Raw genomic sequence first — 19,314 nt, forward strand, 5'->3', positions numbered from 1 at the left:
ACTGCCGATCAGAAATCTGCATAAACAAACCTATGACGTATCAGTCAAAGACATGTTCATGTCTGGTGTGATTGAGTCGATCATTGCAGAGCTCAATCACATTGAAACCAAACAAGAGAAATATCTTTATGTTACCAACCGATATCAAAGCATAAAAATTTGGATCAATCGCAGCAGCAAAGAGCTGAATAGTGCGACGGCTGATCCTTTTGCGAGTGCAGTCATTAATAACTTCGGGCATTTGGCGATGACAGGCGTCACCGCGGGTTTTGCCAACACGACCGTTCCTGTATTACAAAATGCGTTAAATGGTTCGATAGGAAGCAATAATGCGGAATTATTAGGGAAGGCGGCCAGCGCGATTGTAGAAAAGGGAGCGAGTCAATTTTCTCCTGTGGCAAAAAACAAATCTGCCGCAACCAGCAGTGATGCGACAGGTTTTAGTTTAGTTAAAGGGATTGCGACGGATGCAATGGCATTGGGGAGCAACATTCGATCAGCGGTTAAAGCACCAGACTGTGATATCAGTTTTGTAGGTGTGCCTGTTCAAACCGCCGTCTTTAGAGATAAAACAAAACGTAAAAATCAAGTACGCTCCCTGCTTCAACGAGTCAAACAATTGGTTAGCCCTGATAACTTGATCGTTCGAGTGGGCTCCGATTTTAATCGTCATCATGCAGGTTGTGTGATTGATTTAGGTGTAAGAGCCATTTCTATGCATGAGCTTATCGATTTTCTTGTGGTTTACGCTGAAAAGAACAAAATTATTAATTGCTTCCATGATCGTTCGAATGAGCCGAATCATTCTTCAGCATTCCTTTTACTATTATGACTTTTCTTTCTTCAGCAGTCGCTCTTCTGCTTATTGTTGTTATTTTTATTTTTGCCTACCCTTTAATAACTATTGATGTGGATCGCGATGATGTATGTCGTGAGCTGCAACGCTATCAAATGTATAAAAAACAGTTTCGTCAGGATATTTGTACTCAGGTTCTGGCAATGTCCACAGAGCGATAAAACGAAAGGCACCGCTACATAAAGCGATTGTGCTTTTAGAGCTTCACCTAACTCATAAAAGCGGTTTATGAGTTAGGTATCCTTCACTATTTTGTATCCTCACAGACGCCATGTTCAATCAGCAGAGTCTTTTGAGGCTCCATTTATATGTGGTACGAAAAGTATTCGTTGTTTACTACGTTATCACGAGTGATTGATCGTTAGAGAAAGGTGCTATTGCGAGAATACTTGAACTTGGTAGTTGAATTCGCGGGTTAATTGGCTATTTGGTGGTTCAGTGAGACTGAAGTGAGATTAAGAAAGAAGCTAATAATAGAGTACGCTTGTGTTCAAAAGTGCCCGACCCAAGCGCCCCGATAGGTTGATAGTTGATGGTATTTTTAAGCCGGTATGCCGTTGGCCATTGTTGCTAATGGCTGTGGGTGACCTAGTAGATACCCTTGATACATATCAATGCCTAGATGTGATACTTTTTGTAGTTGTTCTTGGGTTTCCAGCCCTTCTAAAATTATCTTTGCACCTAACTCTCTGCATAGCTTGATGGAGGTTTCTAATTCTTCACTTTGGTGGTTGATGTAATTGTCCAAAAGTGATTTATCGAGTTTAATAATGCTAGGGCGTAAGGCTTCAGCTCTGGATTTATTTGATCCATTCATACCATAGTCATCCATCGCGATACTGATCCCATGCTGCTTAAGGATATTGATGCCTGAAAGGATAACTTGCATATCACCTTCATCGAATTCCAAAATTTCATAAACCATTTGCTCTGCCGACATTCCGAGGCGAGAGATTAAAGAAAGCAACGCATTAACAGCGGTCTTATCATGGGAAACGACTTGAAAAACGGTAGGCGGGGTATTGATAAAAATCTTTTTTGTTTTATGCACTGATTGAGCAAAGTTTCTCATGTGAAGGCTTCCACAAAGCAGTGAAATATTTACCGCGTCTACAAACGTTAGCTCTGGTGAGCGAAAAAATGCATCAGGTCTGATGCGGTTACCTTGTTTATCTTCAATGCGGACTAATCCTTCAAATGCAAATATCTCTTTGTTTGCAAAACATATCGGCTGGAAGACACTTTGGAATAGGTAGTTTTTATAGGCAACATAAAATTGACCGTCTTCGTTGAGTTGCATGTGTTTTTGAAAGTCTTCTGATTGGTTCAGGTACATGTTGAGACCTTAAAAGTGCTTAGGCTTAATATTTGGTTTATAGAGCAATAACAGCTTACTGTTATGTCTGACTTAACAGGGTATAGAGGTAGGCTGTGGTTATTTAGGCGTTGATACAAGAGCGACCTTAAGCCGCTCTTCGTATAGAGATGAATAGCTCTATCTGGTCCATTTTTCGGAGTTGGAGCCTACATCATTACTTGATTTACTTGGCGCTTGTCAGTTGGCTTTTAATGCTCTGAATGACGTCATTGGCGGAAAAGTTATGTGTTAATCGGCAGAAATGCTCTTCCTGAGCAAGAGAAAATAGGGCTTGTTCTCTTAAGCGTATTTTGTCTTGGGCACAGAAATATTTACTTTGGATGAAAAAGCATTTTAGTGCCAAATATAAGTCATCAATGTGCTGACCTTCTTGCCCTGTTAATGCTTGATATTCTTCAAGGGAGTGGGTTATCGATTTTAATGACATGCTTCCTTCCTAATGATGATCAGTTTTTGGTTGATGGAGTCGCCACCAATAAAAGGCACATGAGATTCAGGCGGTGCCTTAATAGGAAGTTAATGTATTCAATAAGTGCGGATAAATGCTAATTAACTTATGTGAAAAAGGCTGAATTAGGATAATTATTCTAATTTAGCCTTTTGTTTTGTAAGGAAGGGCTCTATGGAGCCAACGACTCAATTGTGTTTACTTCTCTATAGGGAAAACCAAAGAAACTACGTACTACATCAATAACGGATGAGCAATTCTCTCTTAAACTGCGGGAAATTCCTTTATAAGTGCAGATGATGAGCCAACCCGATATTCAGAAAACTATCGCCAATTTTACTTCCATTGAACAAGCTCTAGATTATTTTGAGATAGGCTTTGATAGCCGCTTTATTGAGGAATACCGTGAACAATTAGTAAAGCGGTTCAATGGGTACTTGTTACTAGAAAAGCCCGATGATTGGTTTTCTGCTCGTCGTGCGCTTAAGAATGCGTACTGCAAAGTTCAACGTAGCCGCTTAGATCCTTATTCTCGATCTGCTTGTCGAGGGTGTACCTCGTGTCAGCGTCGTTAGAAGTTAATTGCAATGCTGTCAGCTGAGTGTGTTTTATTTGAATGAACTATTTTATAAATCACGTTGTTTTTTCTTTAATTGATTCTCATTATGAATAGATTGGCTTTTATTCGACGTATATCGCATGTTTTGGTGTGCCTTACATCACAAAGTTGATGTTTTTGTTTTTCCCAAATAATCAAAAGTTGATGTTCCGCTCAAAATACCCATGAAAAAAGTGTGACTATATGCCGCGTGCGCACATTGTTTCATTGCAGTATTGAGTGGCCATAAAGAGCCACACCAATATGTCTTTAAATAACATAATGTTAAGGCTTTATATGTTGAAAATAAGAAAACAAGACATCACAAGCGCAGTCGATAAACCTTTCTCAATTCGTGTTGATGGCCGTGCTATTGAAGCGATAGAAGGAGAGAGTGTATTAAGTGCATTGCTTGCAGCTAATATCCGTCAGTTAATGAAAAATGATTATGGAACAGAGTCAGGCGCTTATTGTGGTATGGGAGTATGCCATTGTTGTTTATTGCATATTGATGGCAAACATAAGCAACGAGCGTGTCAAACTGTGGTCAAGCCAGACATGAATATTTCCACCGGTCATAACTATGTTATTGAAGGGGGGGAGTAAGTTATGGACAAGAATATCGTGATTGTGGGTGCTGGACCTGCTGGGATATCTGCGGCTACCGAACTTGCTCGTTATGATTTGTCATCTACGGTTGTTGATGAATCTCCCAAAGTAGGAGGGGTGATCTACAGAGGGCCGTGGCGCAAGACACCAGACATGCCTCATCTTGATGAAAAACTTAAAGAATCAATGAATAAACTTCATCAAGATTATGAAAGACATTCTTCTTTTATTGAATTAAAGAGCCAAACTCGCGTATTGGGTCCGTTAGGGAAAGATGGCCTTCTTATTAATAACAATGATCAGCTATCGACATTAGAGTTCCAGCATTTAATTTTGGCTACGGGCTGTCAAGAACGCAGCATTCCTTTTCCTGGTTGGCAGTTACCAGGAGTGATGCTTCTCGGTGGTATTCAGCTACAACTGAAAAGTGGCTTAGTGCGTCCGGGCCATAAGGTTGCGCTTGTTGGTACTGGGCCTTTATTAATACTGGTTGCTTGTCAGTTACATAAATCTGGGTGTGAAGTGTCGGGGATTTATGAAGCCGCTTCATTCAGTTCCGTAGCAAAAGAAACCGTTGCACTGTTAAATCGTCCGCAGCAGGCATTGGGTGGTCTGTCGATGATGTGGTATCTCAAGAAAAACAACATTCCACTTCATTATGGATGGGGCATTGTGAGTGCACAAGGTGAAAAACAGTTAACAGAAGTGACTCTAGCTCCATACGATGAAAATTGGCATGCCGACACGTCTAAGGTTAAAACCCTTTCTGTTGATACGCTTGGTGTAGGGTATGGCTTTTCAGCACGTTCACAGTTAGCGCAATTGATGGGCCTTGATATGAAGTACGATCACATGGGAGGAGCCATTCCCGATGTGGATCAGTGGCAAAGAAGCAGTGTGAATCACATTCATTGCGTGGGAGACAGTGTCAAATTAGCAGGAGCGGATGCAGCAATTATTGAAGGAAAAATTGCAGCGAAGTCCATCGTGAAAGAGTTAGGAAAAGCCGATCCTCTTACCATAGACAAAGAAGTTGCGAGCTTACGTAAAACATTATCTCGCCTTTATCGGTTCCGACAAGGGTTTGATAATGCAGGCTATCGCCAAGCGGGTTTATTAAACTTACCGTCGGAAGAAACCGTGATATGCCGTTGCGAACAAGTAAAACGAAAAGCCATTGATGAAGCTCTTGCCCAAGGTTGCAAAGACATTGTGACATTGAAAATGCGTACGCGAGTAACAATGGGGGACTGCCAAGGTAAGACATGTTCACATTATTGCTATGACCGTTTAGCCGATGAAGGGCATGATTATTCGGCAAATCTTGTACGACCTCGTTTCCCATTGGACCCTATTCCGTTTGCTGCGCTGGAGAATGAATAATGAAAGCATACGATATTGTAATTTGTGGTGGTGGTGTTATCGGTGCCTCTGTGGCGTATTTTCTCAGTCGTCAGAAAGATTTAAAAATTGCGGTGGTGGATTATAAATATCCTGGTAATGCATCACGGGCATCTGCTGGTGGACTATGGGCGATGGGCGAATCAACCGGCCTTGGTTGTGGTGTGATTTTGTTTAAAACCTTGTCTAAGCAGATGCGGGAATCTGGATGCGAGGATGCGCCTGAAATGAAACCACACATTATGCCAAAGGCATTTTTTGATATGTCAATGATGTCTAATGCCATGTATCCAGAGTTATATAATGAGTTGGTTGAGAACCACAATGTAGATTTTAAATTTGAGCGTACAGGACTCAAATTTCTGATGTTCGATAAGTACGATCGAATGTATGCCGAGCATATTGCAGCCGCCATTCCAGATAGACAAAAACACGTGCGCTGGTTAAACCAGGAAGAGGTATTGTCCAGCGAACCAAATATTTCTAAAGAGGCGATTGGGGCCATGGAGTTTGATTGTGATCATCAAATTAACCCTTATCGCTTGAATGAAGCTTATTTGGAAGGGGCACGTCAAAACGGTGTGGATTTATTCCTAAATACCAAAGTGATCGGTGTGGAACGTCGCGGCAATCAAGTGGTTGCCGTGAAAACAGAAAAGGGCTCACTGCCGTGTAACCTGATGCTGAATGCGGCTGGCGCTTGGGCTGAAACCTTGTGTAAGTGGGCTACAGATATGCCCATGCCTGTGTTCCCCGTGAAAGGGCAAGTCATTATATCTGAAAAATTACCTAAGCTGTTGAATGGTTGCCTGACAACAAGTGATTGTTATATTGCGCAAAAAGATAACGGTGAAATTTTAATTGGTTCAACCACGGAAGAAAGAGGCTTCGATACCACAAATGATGTTAAATACATTAAGCAATTAGCTCAGGGTGCAATGAAGTCTATTCCAGCGTTGAAAGACATGAACATTAAACGGTGCTGGGCTGGTTTAAGACCAGGCTCGCCTGATGAACTGCCTATTTTAGGGCCGATGCCGGGAATAAAAGGGTATTTAAATGCCTGTGGTCACTTTAGAACGGGCATGCTTACGTCTGCGATCACTGGTCGAGTGATTAATGAAATTGTAAGGGAGTTACCAACCTGCATTGATATTGAGCCGTTTTCTTACCAGCGTTTTTTAAACGAGCAAGGGGATATGGTAGGCGAGTACCACCTTGAGACCAGTTTGTAATCATTCTTTGTAACGTAGAATTTGAATTAGAGAAGTAAATAATGAATGCCCCTCAATTAAAAATAGGGGCATTTTTATGGGAATAACAGTGAATTATTATAAGTAAGCGTAACTTACTTCTTGTTTAGATCGATCTTATAGCCTAAATATGCCACATCAACATCGGCGTAGCCTTTAATCACTGCATCAAATTGTTTGCTTAATTCTTTGGCATTCTTTTCATTTTGAGCACGTATCGATAATAGATAGACGGGTTTCACCATACCATCTTCATCTTCTTGTGTGTTTAGATACGAAGAAGTAATTTGTCCCGCTTGGTTTAAGGCAATAATACGTTGTAAATCATTTCCTAATATTTTATCAAACTCGATATTTTTAATTGGTTTAATCCATTTAAAAGTTAAAGAATAATTTTCATATTGAGGTGTACTATCCAACCATTTAGCACCAAGAAGCTTTATATTTTCTATTTCTAGGAAATTTTTCTTATGAAATGGTAATGTGGATAGCTTAGATTTTATCTCTTCTTCATTTTCTCCAGAGATAACAAACTTTATAATAGGAAGCTCTTTACCATCAATCTCACTATTACGAATATACATGTCTTTAATCAGCCCTTGATTTATTAGCTCTGAAAAGGCTTCTTTTTGAGTGCTCATATTATCTAAAACAGCGTGAGCATCATTGGTCGTATACTTCATGCTGACACCATAGTCGGCAGCTTGAGCTGGTAGAGTAAGAAGAAAGCTAATCAAAGAGATTGTTTTTATTGAAAATTTATTGTTTTTCATTTTATTTCCGTAATTATGTCTATGATATTAAATGTAATGTTCTCAGAGGCATTTATTAACGCTGATAGCCAAACATTCGGCTTAAAGTGTGGTCTTTATTTAAAATTTGATGTTTAAGTGCTCCTATAATGTGAAAAATTAAGGCGATAATGATGATATTTGCTGTTATTTGATGGGTTAAATAGCCTAAGTCTTGTAGAAGCGGTATTTTATTTTCAGCAGTGAGTATGACCCATTCAAATATTTTAAGATCTCTACCACCACCAATGGTCATTGCTATGCCAGAAATTGGCATAACAATAGTAGAGGCGAGAAGTAGTACATGTATAAAATGGGAAAGTTTCTCTTGCCATTGGGGAATAACGGATAATGGATTAATTGATCCTTCTTTTATTCGCCAAAATAAACGTATTGAAGCGATAATGAGAAATAATGGGCCAATAGATTGATGAAGCCTAACCCATTCTCCTTTTTCTGGGCCTCTTGGTAGATCTACCATATATAAACCAATAATAAATATGGCGATGAAAGTGGATCCAGTTATCCAGTGTAACGCGATTGTTTGCCACGAGAGAGGGGGTTTCCTATTCATTTTTTCCTGCTTTTTATTTGGAACGTATATGTTTTTACTATTAGAGTGGATATTTTCTGTGACTTTAACCTTAAAGTTATCTCTATTTTATAATGACAACCTCCTTTTTTATTTTGAAAGTACACGCACCTATATTATTTAACGATCAAGAAAATTATCTTTTTCCCGTTTTAATAATTTGACGTACATGATTAGGTGATTTTAGTTGTTTCAAAATATTACAAATTGTTTTTTGTGGCGCGGACTTTATAGAAAATTATTATAATTATCTACTCCGACCAGTTGCTTAATGAATGTGATTATGTGAAATAATTCTTTCCTTTATGCTTTGATATTAAATTTATGAGACTTGGTTTTGTTTGGGTTCACTCAGGGTTTTTACAATAAAACAATATTTTTTATGTGTTTGATTTTAGTGGTTTTTGTTTTTTTTGATGCACTCTTTGTTGTGCCGATATAGAGGTTGAGAAGTAGCCTTTTATCAAGGTAGTGAAACGTTTTTTCTTGATAGTCTATGAGTTATTTCTTCCTGTTATTTTATAAAGTTTATTAAGTTTTATTTTGTTAACGTCTTGAAATAATTTGAAACAGTGTTTTAATGTCATTTTTATTATCTAGATAGAATTAGGAGAAAGCCTGTTCCTTTGCTCAGGGCAGGATAAATTTACAAATAAAATAAAACACTGTTCATAATGATTTTTAATACGGATGGTTATATACCTTCAGGTACATAATGATGAAAAGAAAGATTTTTTTAGTAATGGCTTTATCTAGCCTAGCTCTCTATGGCTGTGGGGGAGGGGATTCCTCTGGTGACTCGAATAAACAAACGACAACAACAGATGCGAAAAGAGATCGTTTAGCCTTATCCGCAAGCGATCTTGATCTTACATACTCTAAGCATGGGATTGCTTACCCGCAAGTCAATAATATTTATGGCAGCACCCAATTATATCGACTGGCTGATGGAGCTGCGAGTGATGTCGTGATGGTTGATTCGTCGACAGGCGCATTAACATTACTTGCAGCGGGTGAGACGAAAATCGAAGTCGAAGATAGCAGTGCTTATTATAAAACGTCGGTAACCACGTTTAATGTTACGGTTAAACCAACCGAAAATAGTCAGCTTTTTTCTTCTTACTTACAATTGCCTACGATCGAAACGAAAAAAGCCTATCTATCTGTTCAGGGTAACAAGGGCGATCTTAGTTATCGTTTCGAGCCTGCTAACTTTGTTACTTTCGATGAAGATACTCATTATATCGTTTCCAATGGTCAGTCTGGCAAAGTAACGGTGACGATCACCGACAGCGGTAATCGTAATTACCTGCCATCGACGGTGACCTCTACCATCGATATTCATTCTGTTAATCCTGACGTGCTGAGTTATCAAGATTTGGAACGCCCTTTTACTGAAGGTTTAACTTTAAATCCTGTAAAAATGAGTGGTGTTGATAGCGGTACTTACCAGTACGAATTGGCTGAAGGCTACGAAAACAGTGATGTGGTATCGGTCGCTCCCAATAGTGGCTATATCAATGTATTAAGTAGCGGGAGCGTAAAAATTAAGGCAACTCAGCAGTTAGGTTCTACCTATGGTGATGCGAAACAAGAGAGCTATTTTGATGTTCGTATTTTGAAAGGATCTCGCCAACCTCTGCAAATCAGTAATGCTGAGATTCCTTATCAGGCGGACTATATTTATACGCCAGCCGTTAATAACAATAAGGCTGAGGTGCGTTATGAAGTGCTTAATGGTAACAATGTTGTTGAGGTGGATAGCCAAACAAATCAACTGAAAATCATTGGTGTCGGTTTTGCTGAAATTAAAGTGGTTGACGATCAAAATGGAAATTATCACGCAGACGAGCGTTTATTTCAGATGACCGTTTCTAAAGCTGTACATCCTCATTTCAAGTCTCAAGAGCTGACGTATCGCTTTAATGAAAATCAGTCAATTTCACCAACTCTACAGGGGCAATTAGGTTCACTTAGCTTTTCGGGAAGTAGCGATGTTGTTGCTCCTTCTGGGAATAAGCTACTGATCAAGAACGCTGGGATTGCTGAGCTATCGGTAACCGATGATGGTGGCGAATATTACCAACCTGCAACAGCAGCGCTGACCATTAACGTGTTAAAAGCGGCCCATCCTGCATGGACTGTCCGTAATATCACGACGACCTATGTTGATGGTTCTTGTGTCAACCTTTCGGTGAGTGGCAATAAAGGGGATCTTCGGATCACACCGGTATCGAGTGCGGATGACCATGTTGCACAATACGATGCAAGCAAGCAGTGTTTTACGCTTAAACGTAGTGGTTCAGCAAATTTTGATGTGGTGAGTGAAGCAAGTAAGAACTATTTGGCTTCAGATCCGAAAAGAGTCAAATTAGTGGTTAACCCTGCGAGTTCACATTTGAAAGTGGACGGTGGACTTGTTCGTACTTTTGTAGAAGGACGACCAACAACTCGTCCTCCTGCGATTGGAGGCGGAACGGGTAATCTACGTTTTGAATTGGTAGCAGAACAAAGTGATTCTGGTGTGATTGAAGTAGATCCGAACACGGGTGTGGTGACCTTACTAGAGGTAGGTAGCGCATTGGTTCGAGTTACAGACTCTGGTGATGATAAGTCTGGACCAGCATCTGTCACGTTCCCTGTCACTATTGAGCAAGCAGATAATCCAGTAACGGTTAGTTACAGCAACGCCGTTTATGAAAAAGGGGGCGTTATTAGCCCAGTATTTAATAATGTTAAAGGGCCGCTGAGCTACCAAGTTTACAATGAAGATACTTCACCTGTTCAACTAGGCGTAGGCAATGGTGAGGTAACCATGCGCTCAACTGGATCGTTTTTTGTAACGGTTAATGCGCAGGCGACACGCAACTACAAGGCGAAAGAATTTAACGAAGGGGCATTTATCGATAAGGCACCGCATCCTGGCATTGCAATGAAACATGAGTCCATCGAATATGCGCCACTGAAGAAAGTAACGCTTGATTTACCAACGGCTTATGGAAGCCGTTCGTATAGTGTTGCCAATGTAGATGGAAATGCTAGTGACTATGCATCCATTGATTATAACAGTGGTGAAGTCTCTTTATTAGACTATGACGCAAGTAATAAACTGGCTTATGTGCATATTTCAGAGAGGGAAAGTGAGTTCTATAAAGCATCGGATTCCCGTGTTGCTAGTAGAACAATAAAAGTGAACCCACCGGAACCTGGTCAATCGACTCAAGATATACCGTTGGCAGCAGTATTTACCTCGGTTGAAAGCTCATTGAACCACAAGCCACAGTTCAGTGGTTTAGGTTATTCACTACTTGGTTTTGCCGGAGCTAAAGTACTCCAGCCAACCGAAGATGAGGTTCAAAGGTTAGGTAAAGGGGTTGCTCTGGAAGTAATGATGAAGTCAGTAGATGAATCTTTACCTAGAGTTCTTACCCAACCAATAAGAATTTACGTACGACGTTACGAGGGCTGTGCGACTAAGGTTCATCTTTTAAATATACCAAACTTGATGAGGGAAAAAGAAGAGGTCTCAATCGAAAGAGGTAGCTATTGTTTATTTAATAAAACGAGCCGTTATGTCACTTATACCGTTGTTGATAAAAGCCGACTAGAAGCCATTCCCTATGATGGTGAATGGGTAACAGAAGTGCCGTTTGTGGTATATCGCCAGGCTGAAAAGTATTATTCGCCGAACGAGCAAGGTGGATTTGAGGTTCATGGCCCAGGCCCTGTGACTGGTTCAGGGCAACCTGTGAAATTACTGGAATGGAATCGTATTGAGTTAAAAATAACGAAAGATACTGACAAGTAACCACACTAAGAAAATCAGAAGTCACCGCATTTTATATCGTTGTAACTAGAACGAGTAAGTGTTGGTGGCTTCTTTCTTTTTATCACTTGCAGTAACATTTCTAAGCTATGCACACTTTAGTTTTCTTACCTCGTTTCCCAAAATGAGCAGATTGGTTAAGGAAAGCTAATAATATTAATGGAATAAACTCTTATTTTATTAAAAACTGAATATGCAGTTGAATAACCATGCTAAGAAAATAAGAAACCATCAATATTATCTGGTGACTAATTAGAGTGACTACGACCCTAAAGTTAAATAAGTAAGGAGAAGTATAGACTAATATGAACGATTTAAATTACTACTATCATCTTACAAGCAAACCATTAGCTCTTTTAATTAAAGAGAATGGGATGAAATCTCAGGTAATGCGTACTGGTTCGAATCGTGCTCACCCTGATGGATCTTTTGCTAAGGATCGTCAGAAGAGGGAAATGGGTAGGGTTGTGGGAGAGTTATCTACTTATGTAAAGCAGATAATATCGAGCGGTTATACAGAAAACCAGATCAGCGAGAATAAAGGTCAGGCTTATTTACCCATGCAATTTACTCTTACAGGAGAAAACTCAACAGATGTACCTTTAGTTGAGGCTAAAAGGGAAGAAAAGATAAAGCAATATTATGCATGGTTTCCCAACTTACCGCCTAAGAAAAAGAAGTGGATTCAGCCTGCATTGACCAGAAAGCCGAAAACACGGGAAGAGTTGGCGTTAATGAAGAAGAACAAAGAAGCTGAAACTGAAAGATATAACACTTTTGTTTCATCTATATTGACTGATAAATGCCATTTCCTTGGTAATTTGGCACGTGACTACATTTCGGCTCGTTATGCTATTGAAGAGTTGATTACAACAAGCCATATCTACTTTGCAAAGCCAGAATATGCTGAAGACGCTTATACAACTTATAAGCAACACATAGCCGGAGAGCAAGTTATGCTTCGTGTTAAAAAGGAGCATGTTGCGAACTCAGAGGATGATGATTCGGATTATAGAGCTGTGATGACCAAGAATTCTGTTGCACCTGAATACTTAGAGGTCATGACACAAACTAGCAACATGATAGGTATGAACAACCGTTGTGATCCCTCAAATTGGATGCCACTTTCTGATTTAATCTGAGTAACAACAAGTAGAAACCTATTTCGTGTTGAACGAGCAAGGTGGGTTTTAGATTCATGAAATCAGAAGTCACCGCATTCTATATCGTTGTAACTAGAACGAGTAAGTGTTGGTGACTTCTTTCTTTTTATCACTTTCAGTAACGTTTCTAAGTTATGCCCACTTTAGTTTTCTTACCTCGTTTCCCATGTCTGGCTGACTGGGAATGTTACACGCTAAAATCAGTGATATCAGAGCCATGATTGCTCCGGCTAAAAATACACTGGCTGGAGAGACAAGCCACAATAAGCCAAAGGAAACAGGGATAATAACAGCTGCAATGTGGTTGATGGTAAAAGCAACTCCTGCGGTTGAGGCAATATCGGCAGGATCTGCAATTTTTTGAAAGTAGGTTTTAATGGCAAGAGCTAGAGCAAAAAACAGGTGATCGATCACGTATAAAGCTGCTGCCCACTCGGCGGAATCGACAAACGCATAACCTACAAATACCGCAATTAAACCTACATACTCGAACGCAAGGGCCTTACGTTCACCAACCTTTCCTATTATTTGGCCGATTTTTTTTGCAAATAACCAGTTAAAAAGATAATTGATTAAAAAGAGCAGGGTGATGTCTGCTGCGGAATAGCCAAACTTTTCTACCATTAAAAATCCAGCAAACACGATGAAGATCTGTCTTCTTGCTCCGCTCATAAATGTGAGTGCGTAATAAAGCCAATAGCGTTTGCGTAATATGAGTTTTTTATGCTGGGGCGTTTGAGCTTCAAAAGTGGGGAAGCTTAACCAAATGAAAATAACCAAACTAAGTGATGCCGAACCGGCGATGAGGTAAACCCATTTAAAATCTAGCTGTAGTTGTTCCAGTAATACCCATAAAACACCATAAGTGATCAGTGAAGCAAAAGCGCCAACAGAGATCAGTTTGCCGAGCACCTCTGGCGCTTCTTCTTTTGTTAGCCATTGTAATGACAAAGATTGTTTTAGTGTTTCAAAGTAGTGAAAGCCCACAGACATTAATAAAGTGGTACACAGCAAACCAGCCACTGAGGGGAAAAAACCAGTGATGGCTACGCCGATTGCGAGCATGATTAAAGAAAGGATGATGAATTTTTGTTCTCGTATAAAGAGAAGAACAAACACGGCGGTGAAGGCAAGAAAGCCCGGAATTTCTCGCACACTTTGAAGTAAGCCAATGTCAGCGCCAGTAAAATTGGCTTTTTCGATGACAAAGTTATTGAGTAAAGCTTGCCAAGTTGCAAAAGCAATCGGCACGGCAATAGAAATGAGGATCAAAAAGGTTTGCGGGGTTTGCCATGCTTTTTTTTGTACTGTTGTCGTCATGGTATGTCCTTAGCAGCAAGAGAGTTGATGCTTACTAGACTATCAAGTATGTTGATGGCTTACTTTCGATGAAGGGCCAATTTATGTCGTTTGAAAGACATGACAATGTGAAGTCGGGTTTATCGCGGCGTGAATCTAATGAACAAATTGCCCAAGCAGAGAATCAATGTGTGCTGGCTCGGCAAGTTGACATGCCAGCAGGGCATCATGGTGAATTCCATACCCATACTTGGTACCAGTTGATGTACGCTTCTGAAGGGGTGCTGAATGTTGAAATGCTTGAGCAATCTACAGTGATCCCTCCTCAAAGAGCGGTTTGGGTTCCCCCTGGTTGGCAGCATCGTACTTTTTCTCCCGCAGGCGCTAAATTTAGAAGTTTGTATTTTCGTCCTGATCAAGTTGAGGGTTTAGGCTCGGCTTGCCAAGTGTTTAATATATCGAGTTTGATTAGAGAGTTAATTTTAGCGGTAGTTGAACGTTGTGATGTTGATGAACAATGGCAACCAAAAGATTTTAGGTTGTTGTCCGTATTACTTGATCAATTAGGCACTCAGCCGCAAACGACATTGTCGTTACTCATACCGAAAGATCCACGGCTAGCGGAGTTAGTGAAAGCGTTGCAATTAAACCCTGCAAATTCGCTGAGTATTGAGCAGTGGGCCAGTAAATTAGGGCTATCCAGTCGAACATTAACACGGCTGTTCTTAGCTGATACGGGAGTGGGGTTTAAAGAGTGGCGTCAAAAGGTACGTTTACTTCATTCTTTGACTTTATTGGAGCAGGGCATGTCGGTGACGCAAGCGGCCTTTGAGGTTGGTTATAGTTCCCCGTCAGCATTCACTTATGCGTTTCATCAGTATTTTAAGGATACGCCAAAAGGGTATTTTTCTTGAAGCAGTAAGGGATGTGTGGGGCAGGGTTATAACGCTTGAAATAAAAATGCCAGTCATATCGACTGGCATTTTAGAGGTTACTCTACTGGTTTAAGGTTATTTAGTGATTGGTGTAAATACACCGCTCCATAAATCACCTTCGGCATTTGCATCAACGCCTTTCCAGTCTGTCGCCCTTGAGAAAGCTTTGATGCTGTATTCAAGGCCGTTAGTATCAACGATAGCTAGGAAGTCATGAGCGGTGTACGCTTCACCTTTATTGTTAGTACCCGTGATGATGACTTTTAGGATGCCATTGCTATCAACGCTCCAAGTAGCATTTGCTGACTTATTACCATCATAAACAAATGCGCCTGTACCATCGCTATTTAGGCGATATTCTTCATAATCATCTTCTGCTTCATTAATAGAGGTTAGGGTTAAACCTTGCTCTAAGAACTTATCGCTAAATTTCGCTCGGTTACCCGTTTGATTATTCGTTTGGGCTAGGCAAGCGCTGACTGATTGCGTGAACTCTTCATAAGTACGGTACGTATTCGGGCTGTCAGTTTCATCGTTCCAGTCTGAATCCATGATCTCACAAGAGTGTATTTGATCTAGCTCTTCAACGTCTTTGTAAGTGACATTCCAGATGCTTTTGTCATCCGTGTCAAAGGTTGCAAACTCTAGCGTGTGGTAATCATCTTTGATTAAACGCATTAGTGTTAGAAGTTCAGATTGATCTTCATTGTAGAGTTCAAGGTTACCTTCTGAGTTAACCAGCCATTTACGCGCTTTAGCAACAGTATTACGGTAGTAAACCGCATCACCATTGTCTGAGAAGATCAGAGTTCGAGTTTGGTTTGAGCCATTGACTCGTGTGAGCTTAGCGCCAATAACGTCTTGAGTGGTCCCTGTTGGTAAATCAGTACATGCTGCTAATTGAGCGTTGAACTCTTCAATCGTAGCACCACTTTCTTTTTCAGTGATTTTACATGTTGTTGGTTCTGGGTTTACAGCGCGCTCTTTTTCAGTAACTACCGTTGCCCAAATGGAAGAGAAGCTTTCCAATTGCTCTGCATTGTTGTATTCAGATGCAGCTTCAAACGTTTTTAATGCCCACTGGCCTTCAGATTGATCAGTGATCACCCATAGCCATTTACTGGACTCTTCACCATCAGTGTAGTGAAGGTTTAAAACGCCATTAGTAATTGACCACTGGCGAGTGTAGTCACCACCTTCACTCTTATACACGGTTGCAGTGCCATCAGCATTAAAAGTGTAATCACGGAGAGTGCCGTTTGAGCGTTCACGTTGGAAGTTTTTACCTGAGATCATCTCAGCAGTGATTGGCGTAGACATGCCACCACACTCTGCTAATACAGTATTAAACTCAGCTTCTGTTGCTCCGTTTTCTTTATCGCCGATGTAGCATGGCTCAAATTCAACGTCTAGTTCAGAAAGCAGCGCATCTTTTGCCGTCGGGTTGTACATGGCTACGTCATTTTCTGCTGCGTCTTTGTCCGAAGCTTTGTTTACGCTGCCGAAGTGAACTTTACCGTTGTATGCCGAAAGTAACACATCGGCATCTCTGTCATACCACTGCTCTTTCCATGCTGTGATTACCTTATCTGGAACGGTGAACTGAACGATATCAACATTGTTTATCGTCGTCATTGTCCAAGTGCCAGAGTCTACCAGTTCAACAGGGGCATCAGAGCTGATTTCCCAGTGCCAGTCATAGTAGTTAGCTTGTCCGCCTTTTACTAGCTCAACACCAATATGGTAACCAAGAGCAACGCCTTTAACAGAGCCAGATCTGGCACCGTCACCCGCCGATGTATCCGAAATCATTTCCGCCACAGTTGGTGTTACGAAGCTATCTCCTTGGCCATCATTACCATGCCAGAACCAAGGTGAGTCGTTATGCAGCTCATAAATGTCTTGCTTAGGCGTAAGAGTTAGAATTGCCGCTTCAGAACCTTGTGGGAATGTTGCATCTTCATCATGTAGAGAATCAGACCAATCACCACCGTACTCTTCTAAAAGGAGAGTCGACAGATCTTTTACTGTACCTGTTACAGAGTATGAAATACTTGGTGCACTGGTTGGAGAAACAGAAATGTTGTTGCCATCGATGGTGAATGTGTAGTCTTCATTGACATCTTGCCAACCAGAAGCAGTAAGAAGCACTTCACTCTCAACACCTGGCGCAACCGTGGTGAGTGTGCCGTCGGTATTCACTTTTGATAGGTTGCTTTGTGGTGCTGTATTACCATTAGGGGTAAATTCTTGTAAGAAGAACTGCCCATTACCATGGTCGTTTTCAGACCATAGTGAGTAGAAGGTGCTGTTTTTGTTTATAAAGTCGACAACTTTAGATGTTTCAGGTTGGCCAACATCAGGGTTTGTTGGATCAAGGTCGTCTTCATCGCTAATACCATCATTATCATCATCGGTATCAGCGTTGTTACCTGTGCCATCTTGATCTGAATCTTCAGACTCAGAAGGATCTGATGGGAATGCATCTTTATCATCTGATACCCCGTCGTTATCGTCATCAGTATCAGCGTTGTTACCAATGCCATCGCCGTCGGTATCGATAGATTCTTTATCATCGAGATCGAACGCGTCATCTTCATCAGATACACCGTCATTGTCGTCATCAGTATCAGCGTTGTTGCCAATGCCATCGCCGTCGGTGTCGACAGACTCGGTATCATCAAAATCGAAAGCGTCTTCATCATCGTTTACGCCATCGTTATCGTCATCTAAATCTGCGTTATCACCAGTGCCATCTTGGTCGAAGTCTGCTGATTCTTTTTCATCAAGTGGGAAGGCATCATCAACATCGGCAACGTTATCGCCGTCGTCATCGGTGTCTTTGTTGTTACCAGTACCATCACCATCGGTGTCTAGATACTCAGAACCGTCATTAGGGAATGCATCTTCGGTATCGAGTGAGCCGTCGTTATCATCATCTAAATCCGCGTTATCGCCTAAGCCATCTTGATCTGAGTCTTTTGATTCATTTTCATCAAATGGCATTTCGTCGGCATCATCTTCTACGCCGTCGTTGTCATCGTCAGTATCGGTATTATCACCGCTACCATCTTCGTCCGAATCTAGCCACTCACTTGCGTCATTGGGGAATTTGTCATCGGTATCTGCAACACCGTCATTATCGGTATCAACATCAGCATTACCTGCTTGGTTGAAAACAATGTCGTCAAGCTCGGCGTCTGTTTTGGTTTCAATTGTTGTTTTTATTGAATCAATCTTAGAGCTACCTAGAAGGGAGTTTGAGTTATCAGAAGCCGTTTTTAGCTCAGTTGTTGTTGTTGGTAAAGTGCCTGATGCAACTAGGCTACGAGCACCAAATGCTGCGTCTTTGTGGCCATCTTCAATGAAATCGCCAAGTACGGCTGCTGCTTCAATACCTAGTTCATTTGCCACAGTCGTAACAGCTTCTGATTCGGTTGCCGTTGGGTTTGATTCTAGATGCACATGAACAAGTGTGGAAAGAGGGGTGACATCTTGCTGACCCGCTGGTGCTGACATTACGTAGTCGCTAGCAACGGTATTTCCCGTGTCTTCGTCGACCGTTTTGCCTTTAATTGAGCGCACAACCACAGGATATTGCCCTGGGTTGTCAATTCCTGTTACATCCAGTGATGCTTTACCGCCAGCGCCAGTAGTGGCACCTGGTTCATTAGCATCTAACTGGAAATCTTTATCTAAATCCAGCCAAACTTGGGCATTTTGTAGGTAGCCATCAATAGCGGTTACGCTGTAAGACGTTGATGGTGTCGCTGGAGTTGTGTTTGATGAGCTATTGTCATCGCCACCGCCACAACCGACAAGTCCAATTGAACTTGATAGACCAAGCGCAATTACTAGTGGTTTTTTTTTCATTAAATCCATCCTTGGTGTAATACAGGTGAGATTAAAGACATACAAATATGAATGCTGGTTCTTATTGATTATATTAATGAGTGTATTATTAACTAGACGTAAAGTAGATGTACAGGGGTGTTATTGGTATGTTGGTCTGTATTTGGTTTGGGAATATAGAATTGTCTTTTTATTACATGGGATTGCGTAAAGAGGATGAAAAAAGAAAAAATATAAAAATTATGAATAGATCACATTCTAGAAGAATGTGTAGGTCATAAAATATTCTTTTCAATAAAGTCTTTTATATATT

15 protein-coding genes are annotated in these 19,314 nt (G+C 40.9%); 9 read left to right on the top strand and 6 right to left on the bottom strand.

Annotation, left to right across the window (positions count from 1 at the left end; all coding sequences use genetic code 11):
• Together MHO82_RS08810 and MHO82_RS08815 are read left to right on the top strand one after the other, a co-directional pair.
• On the top strand, nt 1–832 hold an 832-nt coding region (locus MHO82_RS08810; RefSeq protein ID WP_239183527.1), incomplete at its 5' end, for a hypothetical protein.
• Nucleotides 829–1,017 (top strand): hypothetical protein, encoded by a 189-nt coding sequence (locus tag MHO82_RS08815; RefSeq protein ID WP_239183529.1) that lies wholly within the window; start codon nt 829–831, stop codon nt 1,015–1,017. The genes MHO82_RS08810 and MHO82_RS08815, both read left to right, overlap by 4 nt.
• Before the next feature lie 380 nt (nt 1,018–1,397).
• On the opposite strand, the gene MHO82_RS08820 is transcribed toward MHO82_RS08815, so the two are convergent.
• Both MHO82_RS08820 and MHO82_RS08825 read right to left on the bottom strand, forming a co-directional pair.
• A complete protein-coding gene (locus MHO82_RS08820; RefSeq protein WP_239183530.1) occupies nt 1,398–2,192 on the bottom strand; it encodes an EAL domain-containing protein in 795 nt (264 codons plus the stop codon).
• A 205-nt stretch (nt 2,193–2,397) separates the two neighbouring features.
• Nucleotides 2,398–2,661: a hypothetical protein gene (locus MHO82_RS08825; RefSeq protein WP_239183531.1), complete on the bottom strand. Its 264-nt coding sequence runs from the start codon at nt 2,659–2,661 to the stop codon at nt 2,398–2,400.
• Between the two features lie 320 nt (nt 2,662–2,981).
• On the opposite strand from MHO82_RS08825, the gene MHO82_RS08830 reads away from it, so the two are divergent.
• From MHO82_RS08830 to MHO82_RS08845, 4 genes are all read left to right on the top strand, one after another.
• Complete coding sequence (locus tag MHO82_RS08830) at nt 2,982–3,257, top strand: nitrogenase-stabilizing/protective protein NifW (RefSeq protein WP_239183748.1); 276 nt, start codon at nt 2,982–2,984, stop codon at nt 3,255–3,257.
• Between the two features lie 320 nt (nt 3,258–3,577).
• Nucleotides 3,578–3,886, top strand: a complete 309-nt coding sequence (locus tag MHO82_RS08835) for a (2Fe-2S)-binding protein (RefSeq protein WP_239183533.1) — start codon at nt 3,578–3,580, stop codon at nt 3,884–3,886.
• Nucleotides 3,887–3,889: 3 nt separating this feature from the next.
• Nucleotides 3,890–5,272 (top strand): FAD/NAD(P)-binding oxidoreductase, encoded by a 1,383-nt coding sequence (locus tag MHO82_RS08840; RefSeq protein WP_239183534.1) that lies wholly within the window; start codon nt 3,890–3,892, stop codon nt 5,270–5,272.
• A complete protein-coding gene (locus MHO82_RS08845) occupies nt 5,272–6,525 on the top strand; it encodes an FAD-dependent oxidoreductase (RefSeq protein WP_275440561.1) in 1,254 nt (417 codons plus the stop codon). The genes MHO82_RS08840 and MHO82_RS08845 overlap by 1 nt, the downstream gene beginning before the upstream one ends.
• Nucleotides 6,526–6,638: 113 nt before the next feature.
• On the opposite strand, the gene MHO82_RS08850 is transcribed toward MHO82_RS08845, so the two are convergent.
• Nucleotides 6,639–7,316, bottom strand: a complete 678-nt coding sequence (locus MHO82_RS08850; RefSeq protein WP_239183535.1) for a hypothetical protein — start codon at nt 7,314–7,316, stop codon at nt 6,639–6,641.
• A 55-nt stretch (nt 7,317–7,371) separates the two neighbouring features.
• Nucleotides 7,372–7,908, bottom strand: a complete 537-nt coding sequence (locus MHO82_RS08855) for a cytochrome b (RefSeq protein WP_239183537.1) — start codon at nt 7,906–7,908, stop codon at nt 7,372–7,374.
• Nucleotides 7,909–8,641: 733 nt separating this feature from the next.
• Here MHO82_RS08855 and MHO82_RS08860 point away from each other — a divergent pair.
• Entirely contained in the window at nt 8,642–11,734 is a 3,093-nt protein-coding gene (locus MHO82_RS08860; RefSeq protein ID WP_239183538.1) for a hypothetical protein, read from the top strand.
• Nucleotides 11,735–12,057: 323 nt separating this feature from the next.
• Entirely contained in the window at nt 12,058–12,894 is an 837-nt protein-coding gene (locus MHO82_RS08865; RefSeq protein WP_239183539.1) for a hypothetical protein, read from the top strand.
• A gap of 153 nt (nt 12,895–13,047) precedes the next feature.
• Here MHO82_RS08865 and MHO82_RS08870 read toward each other — a convergent pair whose 3' ends face one another.
• Nucleotides 13,048–14,235, bottom strand: a complete 1,188-nt coding sequence (locus tag MHO82_RS08870; RefSeq protein WP_239183540.1) for an MFS transporter — start codon at nt 14,233–14,235, stop codon at nt 13,048–13,050.
• An 83-nt stretch (nt 14,236–14,318) separates the two neighbouring features.
• Between MHO82_RS08870 and MHO82_RS08875 the strand changes: the two genes are divergently transcribed.
• Nucleotides 14,319–15,128, top strand: a complete 810-nt coding sequence (locus MHO82_RS08875) for a helix-turn-helix transcriptional regulator (protein ID WP_239183541.1) — start codon at nt 14,319–14,321, stop codon at nt 15,126–15,128.
• A gap of 96 nt (nt 15,129–15,224) precedes the next feature.
• Here MHO82_RS08875 and MHO82_RS08880 read toward each other — a convergent pair whose 3' ends face one another.
• The gene (locus MHO82_RS08880) at nt 15,225–19,022 is read right to left on the bottom strand and encodes a hypothetical protein (RefSeq protein WP_239183543.1); all 3,798 of its coding nucleotides are present in this window, start codon (nt 19,020–19,022) and stop codon (nt 15,225–15,227) included.
• Nucleotides 19,023–19,314 lie beyond the last annotated feature (292 nt).

It is taken from the genome of Vibrio sp. Of7-15 (assembly GCF_022347565.1).
In the GTDB taxonomy this organism is placed as follows: Bacteria; Pseudomonadota; Gammaproteobacteria; order Enterobacterales; family Vibrionaceae; genus NORP241.

Excerpts from the sequence above, each read along its gene's own strand:
- MHO82_RS08815 (WP_239183529.1), top strand. The coding sequence starts at position 829 with ATGACTTTTCTTTCTTCAGCAGTCGCTCTTCTGCTTATTGTTGTTATT.
- MHO82_RS08820 (WP_239183530.1), bottom strand. The coding sequence starts at position 2,192 with ATGTACCTGAACCAATCAGAAGACTTTCAAAAACACATGCAACTCAAC.
- MHO82_RS08825 (WP_239183531.1), bottom strand. The coding sequence starts at position 2,661 with ATGTCATTAAAATCGATAACCCACTCCCTTGAAGAATATCAAGCATTA.
- MHO82_RS08830 (WP_239183748.1), top strand. The coding sequence starts at position 2,982 with ATGAGCCAACCCGATATTCAGAAAACTATCGCCAATTTTACTTCCATT.
- MHO82_RS08835 (WP_239183533.1), top strand. The coding sequence starts at position 3,578 with ATGTTGAAAATAAGAAAACAAGACATCACAAGCGCAGTCGATAAACCT.
- MHO82_RS08840 (WP_239183534.1), top strand. The coding sequence starts at position 3,890 with ATGGACAAGAATATCGTGATTGTGGGTGCTGGACCTGCTGGGATATCT.
- MHO82_RS08845 (WP_275440561.1), top strand. The coding sequence starts at position 5,272 with ATGAAAGCATACGATATTGTAATTTGTGGTGGTGGTGTTATCGGTGCC.
- MHO82_RS08850 (WP_239183535.1), bottom strand. The coding sequence starts at position 7,316 with ATGAAAAACAATAAATTTTCAATAAAAACAATCTCTTTGATTAGCTTT.
- MHO82_RS08855 (WP_239183537.1), bottom strand. The coding sequence starts at position 7,908 with ATGAATAGGAAACCCCCTCTCTCGTGGCAAACAATCGCGTTACACTGG.
- MHO82_RS08860 (WP_239183538.1), top strand. The coding sequence starts at position 8,642 with ATGATGAAAAGAAAGATTTTTTTAGTAATGGCTTTATCTAGCCTAGCT.
- MHO82_RS08865 (WP_239183539.1), top strand. The coding sequence starts at position 12,058 with ATGAACGATTTAAATTACTACTATCATCTTACAAGCAAACCATTAGCT.
- MHO82_RS08870 (WP_239183540.1), bottom strand. The coding sequence starts at position 14,235 with ATGACGACAACAGTACAAAAAAAAGCATGGCAAACCCCGCAAACCTTT.
- MHO82_RS08875 (WP_239183541.1), top strand. The coding sequence starts at position 14,319 with ATGTCGTTTGAAAGACATGACAATGTGAAGTCGGGTTTATCGCGGCGT.
- MHO82_RS08880 (WP_239183543.1), bottom strand. The coding sequence starts at position 19,022 with ATGAAAAAAAAACCACTAGTAATTGCGCTTGGTCTATCAAGTTCAATT.